The 12521-nt window shown below is 64.5% G+C and carries 7 protein-coding genes; all 7 read left to right on the top strand.

What is annotated here, in order from left to right; all coding sequences use genetic code 11:
• The first annotated feature begins 53 nt into the window (after positions 1–53).
• The 7 genes from PEM_RS13835 (at position 54) to PEM_RS13805 (ending at position 12455) form a co-directional block, all read left to right on the top strand.
• Positions 54–1331 carry a citrate synthase gene (locus PEM_RS13835; protein ID WP_005418950.1) on the top strand — a complete coding sequence of 426 codons (1278 nt, stop codon included), beginning with the start codon at positions 54–56 and terminating at the stop codon, positions 1329–1331.
• Positions 1332–1566: 235 nt separating this feature from the next.
• Positions 1567–1929 (top strand): NirD/YgiW/YdeI family stress tolerance protein, encoded by a 363-nt coding sequence (locus PEM_RS13830; protein ID WP_005418949.1) that lies wholly within the window; start codon positions 1567–1569, stop codon positions 1927–1929.
• A 279-nt stretch (positions 1930–2208) separates the two neighbouring features.
• The gene (locus tag PEM_RS13825; protein ID WP_005418942.1) at positions 2209–2718 is read left to right on the top strand and encodes a CS1 type fimbrial major subunit; all 510 of its coding nucleotides are present in this window, start codon (positions 2209–2211) and stop codon (positions 2716–2718) included.
• A 51-nt stretch (positions 2719–2769) separates the two neighbouring features.
• The gene (locus tag PEM_RS13820; RefSeq protein ID WP_111128213.1) at positions 2770–5496 is read left to right on the top strand and encodes a TcfC E-set like domain-containing protein; all 2727 of its coding nucleotides are present in this window, start codon (positions 2770–2772) and stop codon (positions 5494–5496) included.
• The gene (locus PEM_RS13815; RefSeq protein WP_111128212.1) at positions 5493–6626 is read left to right on the top strand and encodes a CfaE/CblD family pilus tip adhesin; all 1134 of its coding nucleotides are present in this window, start codon (positions 5493–5495) and stop codon (positions 6624–6626) included. Before PEM_RS13820 ends, PEM_RS13815 begins: the two co-directional genes overlap by 4 nt.
• A gap of 18 nt (positions 6627–6644) precedes the next feature.
• The gene (locus PEM_RS13810; protein ID WP_111128210.1) at positions 6645–7355 is read left to right on the top strand and encodes a pilus assembly protein; all 711 of its coding nucleotides are present in this window, start codon (positions 6645–6647) and stop codon (positions 7353–7355) included.
• A gap of 66 nt (positions 7356–7421) precedes the next feature.
• Positions 7422–12455, top strand: a complete 5034-nt coding sequence (locus PEM_RS13805) for an ESPR-type extended signal peptide-containing protein (RefSeq protein ID WP_111128209.1) — start codon at positions 7422–7424, stop codon at positions 12453–12455.
• Positions 12456–12521 lie beyond the last annotated feature (66 nt).

The raw sequence follows: 12521 nt of genomic DNA, 5'->3' as shown, positions 1-12521 counted from the left end.
CGTGCCTGACCAATGCGCTTGGGCAGGCGCCTTCCCATGAAGGAGCGCACACAGTGTCCGATCTTGATCAGGTCACGCTCAACGCCGGCGATAAGTCCGTCGTTCTGCCCGTCATCAAACCCACCCTTGGCAACGACTGCGTCGACATCGCGAAGCTGACCAAGGAAACGGGGTTCTTCACCTACGATTCCGGCTTCACCGCGACGGCCAGCTGCAAGTCCGCCATCACCTACATCGACGGCGACAAGGGTGTGCTGCTGTACCGCGGCTACCCGATCGAACAGCTGTCGGAAAAGTCGAGCTACGTCGAAGTGGCCTACCTGCTGATCAACGGCGAGCGCCCGAGCGCCGAGCAGCTGAAGGCCTTCACCGATGAGCTGACCGCCGAAGCCAATGTCGACGATTCGATCAACACCCTGATCGGCAGCTTCGCCAAGGATGCCCACCCGATGGCGATCCTGGCGGCCGCGATCGCGCAGCTGTCGGCCATCTACCACGACTCGCTGGACCTGTCCGACGCCGAGCAGCGCCGCAAGGCCGCCGTGCGCCTGATTGCCAAGGTGCCGACCCTGTCGGCGCTGATCTACCGCCACGGCAAGGGCCTGCCGGCCAACAAGCCGGACACCTCGCTGGACTACGTCAGCCGCTTCCTGAAGCAGACCTTCGAGTCGGCTGACGGCCAGTACGACCTGAACCCGGACGTGGTCAAGGCACTGGACCTGCTGTTCATCCTGCATGCCGACCACGAGCAGAACGCCTCGACCTCGACCGTGCGCCTGGTCGGCTCGACCGGTGCCAACCCGTACGCGTCGGTCGCTGCGGGCGTCACCGCGCTGTGGGGTCCGGCCCACGGCGGTGCCAACGAAGCCGTGCTGAAGATGCTGGAAGAGATCGGCAGCGCCGACAACGTCGAGTCCGCCGTGGTCAAGGCCAAGGACAAGACCTCCGGCTTCCGCCTGATGGGCTTCGGCCACCGCGTCTACAAGAACTTCGACCCGCGCGCCAAGGTCATCGGCGAGATGACCAGCAAGGTGCTCAAGCAGCTGGGCGTGCAGGATCCGCTGCTGGACGTGGCCGTGAAGCTGGAACAGGCTGCGCTGCAGGACGAGTACTTCGTCGCCCGCAAGCTGTACCCGAACGTCGATTTCTACAGCGGCATCATCTACAAGGCGCTGCAGATCCCGACCGAAATGTTCACCGTCATGTTCGCCCTGGGCCGTACTTCCGGCTGGGTGTCGCATTGGCTGGAACAGCAGGTCGACCCGGAAATGAAGATCGGCCGTCCGCGCCAGGTCTACACCGGCAGCGACGTGCGCGACTACCAGGGCTGATCGCCCGCGTAGGTTGTGCTGGAAGCGCCCCGCATCTGCGGGGCGTTTTTTTTGTCTTGATCGTCTTCGGCGGATGGCGACCGCGGAACGTTGGTCCGCACGATAAGAGCCCGCTTCCGGATCTGAACGCGTTCTGACAATGAATGTCGCATTCACATCTTTTCGGATCTATTGCATGGGTATCACGTCGAAGGCGATAGAACCTGTGCGTACTGATCCCTGTATGGAGAACGCCATGAACCGACTGATCGCCATCGCTTTCATCGCCACGCCGCTGGCCCTGCTGAGCCCGCAGGCCTTCGCGCAGTACACCGGGCCGGGGGCAGGGGCCGCTGCCAGCACCGTCGCTGACGCACGTGCGCAGCGCGATGATCATCCGGTGGTGCTGCGTGGCACCCTCACCGCCAAGATCGGTGACGAGCGCTACCAGTTCCGTGATGCCAGCGGCCAGATCGAGGTCGAGATCGATGACGAAGACCTGCCGCCGCAGGCCATCGGTGCCGACACCGTGGTCGAGCTGCGTGGCAAGGTCGACACGCATCGCTTCAAGCCCACCGACATCGATGTCGATCACGTCACCGTCGTGCCTGCAGGTTGAAGCCAACGGTAGCCGAGCGTGGGCTCGGCTCTACAAATTCAATGCAATGAGGTTTGTTGCATTGAACCGATGAGGGAAATTGCATAACCCTCGAACATTGAGCGAATTCAAGAATTCTCCTTAACACTCAGTGTTTTAGGAATGCTTGAATGGCCTGCATGGCAATGGATTTCTAACATTCTCTCCGTCGCCCGCATCCATCCCCGCGGGCGATGCTTCCCTCCCTTTTCTCCTTGGGGAGGGGAGCTTTCATATTCCCCCTGTCCGAGAGAGACACCCATGCACGCCATCATCAAGAAGGCCGCGCTTGCTGCAGCGCTGGCCACCGCTTCGCTGTCCGCGCACGCGCTGGAAACCAAGATCTCCGTCTATGCCGACGTCGACCCGACCCTGGCGCTGATGCGCGATGACGGCACCCCGTTGCCAGACCTGGTCACGCTGACCCACGATCCGCTGCGCGGCCTGATTCCGAACACCCAGCGCGTGCGTATCCACTCCAATGATGACACCGCCGATATCGAGGCACGTATCGACGGTGCGTTTGCCCTCGCAAATGAAACCGGCAGCGTCACCGTGCCGATGAGCATCAGCCTCAACAATCGCACGCTGGGTGCCGCCGCCATCGAGTACAAGGCGGTCGACCTGTTCACCGGTGCCGGTTCGACCCCGGGCGCCTCGATCTCGATGCCGTTGACCATTGCCCAGGCCACCCCGGCCCCGATCACCACCAAGGGTCGCTACAGCGGCATCGTCAACGTCGTGCTGAACCAGAAGGCGACCTCGCCGTAATCCCCGCGCCGGCCCGGTTCCCGGGCCGGCCGCTTCTCCAGCGGTACCCCCATGACCTCACACGCCCCCGCCGTCACCCGGCTGGCGGTCGCGCTCGCCCTGGCGTTGTCCACTCCGCTGGCGGCCGCGCGCGGCGTCCCGCCCGGTTTCGAAGATCTGGTCGAAGGACAGACCGAACAACTCGACATCCAGCTGTTCGGCCGCTCGGCCGGGCTGTCGCCGGTGCGCGTCACCCTGGAGCATGTGCAGCTGGAAGATCCCGCGCGCGTGCTGCAGGCACTGGACCTGTCCGCCGAGGCGCAGGCCGCGCTGCTGCCGGCACTGTCGCAGCCGCTGCCACGCAACAGCCACCTGGCCTGCCGCTTCGGTGGCGCCGAGGCCGGTTGCGGCTATCTGGATCCCCCGGAAGACCCTGCGGCCGCGCGCGCACTGTATGACGAAGGCGAGGGCGCCGTGCGCCTGTTCGTGGCGCGCAAGTGGATCGGTGGCGAGCCCGCCGCGGAACGCTTCCACGCGCTCAGCAGCAATGCCGAGAACGCTTTCCTGCACCAGCAGGTGCTCAACCTTACCGGTGGGCGCGACTACCAGTCGTTCAGTGCGCGCGGCACCGGCGTTCTGGGCCTGTTCCAGCGGGGCCATATGTCCGCCGACTGGTACTTCACCCAGCAGCGCTACCGCAGCAGCGGTGGCGATGCGCATTTCGAATTCGACAACGTCTATTACCGCCATGACCTGGGCCAGCAGTACTACCTGCAGGCCGGGCGCATGGACCGCCGCAACCTGTCCAGCCCACAGGGCGGCACCTTCGGTTTCAGCATGCTGCCGCTGGACCGCTTCGACGGTGCCCGCGTGGGCACCACCCAGGCTTACGTGGACAGCGATGCTGCCGTGCAGGCCTCGCCGTTGACGGTCCTGCTCGCCCGCGATGCGCGCGTGGACGTGTTCGACGGCGAGCGCCTGCTGCAGACCTACTACCTGCAGGCCGGCATCAACCAGATCGATACCCGCAACTTCCCGTTCGGCAGCTACCTGGTGCGCATGCGCATCTACGAGGATGGCGTGCTGGTGCGTACCGAAGAAGCCCCCTTCGACAAGGGCGGTGACTGGACCGACAGCCAATGGCAGTGGTTCGTGCAGAGTGGCCGCCGCAACGAGCGGCGCAGCGATCGCTTCGACAGAGAACAGGTGGCGGTGGCCGGCATGCGCGTGCCCTTGGCACGCGACCTGGCCGTTACCGCGGGCGTTGCCCATCTGGGCGGGCACAGCTATGGCGAACTGCGCGTCGACCTGCGCCGCGTGCTGGCCACGCAGGAAATGCGCGCAACGTTCAGCGGCATGCGCGGCAGCGATGGCAGCCACGGCCAGCAGCATCAGCTGTCATACCGGCGCAAGGCGTCCTGGAACATCTACCAGCAGCGCATGCGTGGCAAGGCCTGCCAGTTCGAGGCCGATGCGCGGGACCGCCTGGGCTGCACCAACTCGCTCAGCGGATCGGTCTCGCTGCCGATCGCCGGTGGTACTGCGTACCTGGGGTATACCCGGCGCCAGACCTGGCGCACCGGTTGGAGCCGTCCTGGTGACGATGATCCGTTGGCGCCACTGGATCCGTTCCTGCCGCCGCAACCGCTGCAACCGCACCGTGAGCCGCAGCTCAGCCGCACCTGGCAGGCCAGCTTCAGCCGCAGCCATCGTTGGCAGGATTTCAGCGTCTCCACGCGGCTGGGCCTGTGGCAGCAGCTCAGCCACGACAGTGCCCGCGACACCCGCACGCGCGACCGTGGCATCTACCTCAACGTAAGCTTCACCCGCCTGCAGCGCAGCCATGTTGGCAACGGCCAGCGCCGCTATGCGGTGGACATGCGCCAGCCGCAGCACCAGCGGCCGGAGATCAACTACAGCGTCGGCCAGAGCTATCGCCAGGAGGTGGACGCGCAGTTCCGTGAGCTGACCTCCGAGCTGCGCGCCAACAACAGCGACCGCTACAGCGCATCGCTGGGCGGGCAGCTGCAGAACCGCTACGGACAGACCGGCGCCACCGTGGCGTACTACCAGCAGCATGGCCGCAGCGAGACTGCCTACAGCGGCACGCACAGCTCTGCCTTCGCGCTGGGCCGGCGGGGGGCCTACTGGGGCGCAGGCACCGGCGCCGATGCCGGGCTGGCGGTACAGGTAGCCGCCACCGATGACCTGGATCTGCAGGGCGTGGCGGCCGAACTGCAGGTGAGTGGCGCAGGCCGGCAACGGCTGCAGATCGGCGAGCGCCGGCTGCTGCCGCTGACCGCCTACCAGTCGCACCGTGCCGAACTGCAGGACGCCAGCAACGACGCCAGCATGGCCGCCATCCGCGTGAGCGGCGTGGGCGGTGCGCGCCCGTTGTTCCTGGCCCCGGGGCGGCTGATGCGCATGCCGGTGCCGATCGAAGTGACCTACACCTTCATCGGCACCGCCCGCACGCTTGCCGGCGCGCCGCTGGGCGGCGCCCGCATCCTCAACGCGCCGGTGCCCGGCACCAGCGCCAACGGCGGCTTCGTCGCCGACTTCCCGCGTCGCGAGACAACGCTCTACCTGCTGCAGGACGACCGCCTGCTGCACTGCCCGCTGCAGGTGCGCGAGCGCCGCCAGGTGGTGCTGCTGGTCGGTGCCGTGCACTGCGAACCGCTGGCCGTGGCCCAGCTGCCGGCGGAGATCCGCCAGCAGGCACGCGTCACCCGGCTGCTGCAGGAACGCGCGCTGATTGCCGCCACGCCCCAGACCGCTGCTGCAGGAGGAACGCCATGAGCCGGCGTGTGTTGTTCGTGTTGATGCTGGTGTGCGCGCTGGCCGTGCTGATGCCGCGGGCGTGGGCGCAGAAGTTTCCGGAAATACATCCGACAGATGAGACCCATCGAGTCACCGAAAGCTGGGACCGCTCAGCTGTCCCAGCCGAAGTCGTGCTCTGGTCGCCGATGACGTTGTTGGCCTTTCAGGAAGGTCCAGATTCCCCTTATGAAGTTTCTCACCTTGTCTGCCTGTCCGATACCGATGCATCCCGCGGACGCTGTCCAGTGATTGGAAATCCGGAAGCACGTGGCAATGCGCTCCCCGTTTGGTTTTACATGACTGATCAGCGAACTGGACTTCGCACGGAGATTCATGCACTCGGCTACATCAAGAGGCCGTTGAATGGCCCTAACTGCTCTTCGGATCACTGGGGCTCACTGATCTATCCGATCTGGTCATCTGTACCAGATGTATGCCGACCGCTGATATCCGGCGGAATAGGTGTCTCTCTTGCCATTCGGAGCTCGGAACTGAAGCGCTTGGTTGCAGGGGCGTGGGCAGGGCGGATTGAACTCCAATTGCGTCAAACCCGTGGCGGTCCGCTGTTGGCGACCTATGTCTTCGATCTTGCATTCACCGTCACCGATTACGACGCGATCTCGATCTACTTCCCGGCCTTCGACACCGTCGCGCCGCTGGTCAACATGGACCTGCGCTACGACCCCATCAAGCAGATGGTGGGCGGCCGCAAGCAGCTGGAGATGTGCCTCTACGACGGCCTCGGCTCGCAGAGCGAGTTCCTCGGCGTCACCGTGCGCGACAGCGGGCCGCGCCCGCCACCCGGCAGCGACTTCGCGGTCTGGCATCGCGACGGCGGCAGCGACGACCGCCAGCGCCTGGACTACCACGTCAGCCTGAACTACGGCGGGCGCGATATCCGCATGCGGCATGGCGTGGAAGAGCTGCTGCATGGCATCGACGGCGCCGAACTGCGCCTGGTCATGCTGCCCGGTATCAGCCAGCCGGTCTATTGCGTGCCCACGCCGCTGACATTGCTGACACCTCCCACCCCCGTCGCCAGCAAGCGCCCCGGTCTCTACGAGGGCGAGCTGACGGTGGAACTGCGCGTCCCCACCGCCAAACCCTGATCCCACACGGAGCCTGCCATGAACAAACTGATCGTCTGGATGCTGCCGTTGAGTGCGCTGCTTGCGCCATCAGCACACGCCAACCTGTCCATCCATCCCATGCGAACTGCGATGGACGCCAAGCGGGGTGCGCAGATCCGCGTCTACTCGCAGTCCACCCGCCCGCAGTATGTACAGGCCAGCCTGCGACGCATCGACAACCCGGCAACGCCTCGCGAACAGGAGCAGGATATCGAGGTCGCCGATTCGGCCATTGCCATCACGCCCGGCAAGTTCGCGCTGTCAGGCGGTGGCAATCGCCTGATTCGGCTGATCCCCCTGCAGCCGGTGCAGAAGGAAACCGCATACCGCGTGTACTTCGAAGGTGTGCGCGGCCCCGAAGGCACTGAACTGGAAAGCAGCGAAGACGCTGCGCACGCCGACGTCGGCGTCAGCCTGGTGTGGGGGGCGCTGGTGAACGTGGTGCCCACCGACGGTGTGGTCAGCCTGAGTGTGCGCGGCAACACGCTGCACAACAGCGGCACGCTGCGCGTGGGCATTGTGCATGCGGCCGAATGCACGGCGGCCGGCGTCTGCACGCCGCACGACCTCTCGCACAGCCTGTATCCGGATGCCGATTTCACCCTGCCGTTCCAGCCGCAGCCGGGCAATTCGCTGCGCCTGCGCTACCGGCTCAGCCAGGACGGTTATCGCGAGCACGTCCAGGACGTGGCCATCCAGTCCAGCTGATCCCCCTCCCTGCGTCCCGCGCATGGCGCGGGATGTCTTTTCCGCAAACTGTTAAGGAGAAAGACCATGAATCGAATCTATCGGCGTATCTGGAACCGGGCGAAGGGGTGCTGGGAGGTGGCCAGCGAGCTGATCAACCGCAATCAGGGCGGCGGGCGCGTGGCGAAAGCGTGCACGGCTACAGCGCTAGTCGCGCTTATGCAGATCGGGCCGGGCCTGAGTGGAGCAGAAGCAGCGGCCTTCTACATGGGGGGATGCAGTTACACCGACTCTGGGAACGTCAACTGCGTCCCGATCATTGGTAGAACGTCGGGAGTCTCCTACGCAAACGCTGTCCTGGGAAGCCAGGACTATCTCGTCATGGGCGGTGGGGCAGTAGCGGATGGCGACTGGATCACCATGTTTGGCCACCAAAGCTATGTGAAGGGGCACTTCAGTTCTGCGTTCGGCGCCAAGGCAAATGCGAACGGCGTGGACAGCGTTGCCGTTGGCTACAATGCCAGCGCCAATGGCGGTCACAGCACGATTGTGGGCACGAACGCCTATGGCAAGGGCATCGGCTCCACCGCATTCGGAAACAGCGCAGCTGCAACGCGCCAGAACGCGCTTGCGGTCGGCAGTGGCTCGTTGTCACAGAGCGAGAATGCGGTCGCAATGGGCGCAAACGCTTTCGCCAATGGCGTTGATGGCGTCGCCCTGGGCAGCAAAGCCTCGGTCGATACCGGCGGCGGCAACTCCGGCATCGCCATTGGTGCTGCTGCGAAGGCCGGGACGCCGGGCTACACCGGTGCAATCGCCATAGGCGGTGGCGCCGAGGCGCGCATTGATGGCGTGGCCCTGGGCTACGGCGCGTCGACCACCGCGCAAGGAGCAGTTGCGCTGGGTGTGCGTTCTTCCGCAACCGAAGTGAATACTGTCTCTGTGGGCAGTTCGACGCTGCGGCGGAGAATTGTGAACGTGGAAGACGGCCGCATCACGGCTTCCAGCTCAGATGCCGTTACCGGCAAGCAACTGCATGCGATGAGCGAGCGGGTCGATGGCCTGATCAAGCAGGATTCCGCGAGCGGCATAGTGCGTATTGCCAACAGCAATACCGGCACGGAAGTCAGCATGCGCAATGCAGTACTGGCGACGCGAAAAGTGAGTGGCGTTTCTGATGGAGCGTTGACGACAAGCAGTACAGACGCCGTGAATGGCAAGCAGCTCAACGCCACGAACACCAGGCTGGGGACAGTGGAATCGGCAGTGGGAACCGTAAAGGGAGACCTCGCGGACGTTCGGACGCTCGCCCAGTCGGCCACCAACCGTATCGATGCCACCACCCTGGCGCTGGGCAAGGGCGCGGTTGCAGAGTCGGGCAGCTACGGCATCAGCACCGCCATCGGCAACAATGCCAAGGCCTACAACGGCCGCAGTGTCGCACTCGGATTCGATGCGCTGGCCGGCGTCGATGCAGAGGGCAACAAGGTGAACAACCAGAATGCCGGCGTGTCCATCGGTGCAAATACGCGCAGCGCGAACGGCGCGGTCGCGACCGGCTTCCGGGCCATTGCCAGCGGAAACTTCTCCATTGCCGTAGGCGGTGACGCCAATGCGGCCGCCGAGCATGCCACTGCAATGGGGAACCTGAGCAAAGCGACGGCAAAGCAGTCCACTGCGCTGGGGCGTGGCAGCGAGGCCACCGCGCAGTTCGCTACCGCGCTGGGCAATCTTGCGGTATCGGCCAACACCAGCGCCGTTGCACTGGGTGACCGGGCCAATGCCCGCCATGACAATGCAGTGGCACTGGGTGCGGGCTCTGTCACGGCGTCGGTCAACTCCGTTTCGGTGGGCAGCGCCACTCTCAAGCGCAAGATCCAGTACATTGCCGATGGCGCGGTCAGCAATGGCAGTACCGATGCCATCACCGGCAATCAGCTGTTCGCGACCAACCAGGCCGTATCCACCGCGCAGAGCACGGCCACGAGCGCGCAGACGGCAGCCAACGCCGCCAAGGTCGACGCCGCCAAGGCACTGACCGAGACGACCGCGCTCGCCGGCCTGGTCTCTCAGACCGCCGCCAGCGGCAATGTCCGCTTGGGCGAGAAGAACAGCGGTACCGTACTGGACGTGCGCAACAGTACCAACGCCAGCCGAAAGGTTGCCGGCGTGGCTGACGGCGACTTGGGGGGCAGCAGCAACGAAGCCGTCAACGGCAAGCAGCTCAATGCCACCAACGTGCAGTTGGCTGCCGTGGAAAAAGTGGCCACTGCCGCGCAGGCGGATGCAACGGTTGCGAAGGCGGACGCTGCCAAGGCGTTGGTCAGTACCGGTGCGCTGGAGGGGCTGATCGGCGAGGCTGCCGTTAACGGCAATGTCCGCCTGGGCGAGAAGAACAGCGGCACCGTACTGGACGTGCGCAACAGCGCCAACGCCAGCCGGAAGGTTGCCGGTGTAGCGGATGGCACGGTAAGCGCCAGCAGCAATGAGGCGGTCAACGGCAAGCAGCTGAATGCCACTAATGTGCAGGTGGCTGCCGTGGAGAAGGCGGCTACGGCGGCGCAGGCGGATGCAACGGTTGCGAAGGCAGACGCTGCCAAGGCGTTGGTCAGCACGAGTGCGCTGGAGGGACTGGTCAGCCAGACCGCAGCCAACGGGAATGTCCGTCTGGGCGAGAAGAATAGTGGAACTGTGTTGGACGTGCGCAACAGCTTGGGCACTAATCGTAAGATCACTGGAATTGCCGACGCAGACGTTGGTGCGGGCAGTAGTGATGCGGTGAACGGTGGGCAGTTGTTCTCTTCCAATCTGAAGATAGCAGTGCTCGAGGAGAAGAGCCGTCTCTTTGGGGCAGGCAATGAAGCTGGTGCGGCCTCAGCACGCGCCGGTGAGTTCGGGGTGGCGATAGGCAACGGTGCTGTGGCATCAGTCGATTCCGAAGGAGGGGTCGCCTTGGGTGCATTCGCTGGCGCACTCGCCAGGAATTCCGTTGCCCTTGGGCGCGCGGCCAGCGTGGAGGCCGGAGCGGTTGGCGGATTTGCACTTGGCGCGGGCGCCCATGTGGCTGCAACTGACGGAATTGCGATTGGCGCCGGTTCGGAAGTTGAGGCTGGTGCAGATGGGGGCGTTGCTCTCGGCGCTGGTTCCGTTGTGGCTGAGAGCGACACTGTTTCTGTTGGCAATGACAGTCTCAAACGTCGAATTACAAATCTTGCCCGCGGCACCGCAGATCACAACGCCACGACCGTCTCTCAGCTGAAGGATTCCCTTGCCACCCTAGGCGGCAGCGCAGGCATGGACGCCAACGGCAACATCATTGCACCGACCTACTCGGTTCAGGGCGGCACGCAGAACACCGTGGAGGACGCGTTGATGGCGCTCGATGGCGCTGTCATCACCGCAGGCCGCCGTGCGGACAGGGTGGAAGGCCAGCTCAACTCGATCTTCCAGGATTCACCCTCGGCCCGTGGCGATGGCATGAGCCAGATCGCGCTGAATGGCGCGAACGGCATGGTGTTGACCAATCTGGCTGACGGTCGGGTGGCGCCAGGAAGCCGTGATGCTGTAACGGGAAATCAGCTGTACGCCGCAGAGCAGAAGATCTCGCAGAATCGAAATGATCTGGAGGCGATGCGCAAGGAGCGGGAGATGGGCCAGCAGACAATGCGCGGATTGCATGCGGGCGGTCCGATCGATTTCGGCGGTGCGCGTTTGACTGGCGTGGCTGAAGCGAAGTTGTCGGCTGACAGTTCGGATGTTGTTCGTGGAAGTCAGCTGTACTCAACCAATGGTCGACTCGATGTTCTGGAGGAGGCGGGTCGATTCCTTAGCGTGGGTGGGGCCCCCACAACTGTCGGCGCGGAGGCAGGTCTGGCTGGGGTAGCACTTGGAAATTCCGCGAAAGCAGGTGCTGAAGGCGGAACCGCGATAGGAACACGCGCTCTTGCAATTGGTGTGAATTCAGTTGCACTTGGTCGCGGGTCTACCGTCTTCGACGGTTCTGACTTTGGCATTGCTATTGGAACTGGAGCTGGTGTAGGAGAGTTTGATGGTGGAACTGCAGTCGGAGGTATTGCTCTCGGCGTCGGTGCGAAGGTCCTGAAGGGGGCCAATGGTTCGCTTGCCTTGGGACTTGGTGCTGAAGCAAACGAAAAGGGAGTTGCATCATTTGGTAACGAGGTTCTTCAACGCCGCCTCGTAAACATCGCCAACGGCACCGCCAACCACAACGCCGCCACCGTCGGCCAGCTGCGCGGTGCGCTCTCTGCTCTCGGCGGTGAAGTCGATGCCAACGGCAACATTGTTGGCCCCAGCTTCACCATGCAGGGCCAGTCCCAGTCCACCCTCAATGGTGCGCTGGAGGCGCTCGACGGTGCAGTCATCAGAACCACCTCGCGCGTGAACCAGGTCGAGTCCCAGCTGCGCAGCGTGTTCCAGGACACCCCCTCGGTCCGCGCCGACGGTCTCAACCAGCTCACCCTCGCCGGAACCCACGGCATGGTCATCTCCAACGTGGCCAATGGCCTGATTGCCGCCGGCAGCCGCGATGCGGTCAATGGTGGTCAGCTGCACTCGATGCAGCAGCAGCTCAACGGCCGTATCGATGGCCTGGAAGAGCGCATCGATGCGCCGCAGCCGCGGGCAATGGCCGTCGCTTCGGCGCCGGAGCCGGAAGCACCGGTGCCGCAGGCCGAAGGCGGCCAGCAGGTGGCGTCGGTCGGCGAGGGTGAGAAGCCCGCGCCGCAGCCGAAGACGAAGAAGGATGAGACGCCCAAGCCGCAGGTCGACACCGCTGAATTGGAGAAGATGCTGGCCCGCGCCAACGAGTACACCGATGGCGCGATCAGCAATTTCGAACGTCGCCTGGACAAGATGGACAAGCGTTTCAACCGCATGGCGGCGATGAGCAGCGCGCAGACCGCGATGGCGATGAACACCGCCGGCCTGGCCACCTACAACCGCCTGGGTGCGGGCGTGGGCTACAGCGAGGGTGAGTCCGCGATGGCCGTGGGCTACCAGCGTGTGCTCAACGAGAAGGGCTCGGCCACCTTCAGCCTCAATGGTGCATTCACCAACAGCGGTGAGCGCAGCATGGGCGTCGGCGTGGGCATCGGCTGGTAAGCCATGGAGCCCCGGCGTGACGCGCGTAATCCGCCCCGCCGCGCCGGGGCTCTTGCCGAGGAAATG

This window comes from Stenotrophomonas sp. Pemsol (assembly GCF_003586545.1).
Lineage (GTDB): Bacteria > Pseudomonadota > Gammaproteobacteria > Xanthomonadales > Xanthomonadaceae > Stenotrophomonas > Stenotrophomonas sepilia.
Note: the sequence above shows the minus strand (reverse complement) of the source record. Positions and strands in the feature narration are given on the sequence as shown.

Excerpts from the sequence above, each read along its gene's own strand:
- PEM_RS13810 (WP_111128210.1), top strand. The coding sequence starts at position 6,645 with ATGAACAAACTGATCGTCTGGATGCTGCCGTTGAGTGCGCTGCTTGCG.
- PEM_RS13815 (WP_111128212.1), top strand. The coding sequence starts at position 5,493 with ATGAGCCGGCGTGTGTTGTTCGTGTTGATGCTGGTGTGCGCGCTGGCC.
- PEM_RS13820 (WP_111128213.1), top strand. The coding sequence starts at position 2,770 with ATGACCTCACACGCCCCCGCCGTCACCCGGCTGGCGGTCGCGCTCGCC.
- PEM_RS13805 (WP_111128209.1), top strand. The coding sequence starts at position 7,422 with ATGAATCGAATCTATCGGCGTATCTGGAACCGGGCGAAGGGGTGCTGG.
- PEM_RS13830 (WP_005418949.1), top strand. The coding sequence starts at position 1,567 with ATGAACCGACTGATCGCCATCGCTTTCATCGCCACGCCGCTGGCCCTG.
- PEM_RS13825 (WP_005418942.1), top strand. The coding sequence starts at position 2,209 with ATGCACGCCATCATCAAGAAGGCCGCGCTTGCTGCAGCGCTGGCCACC.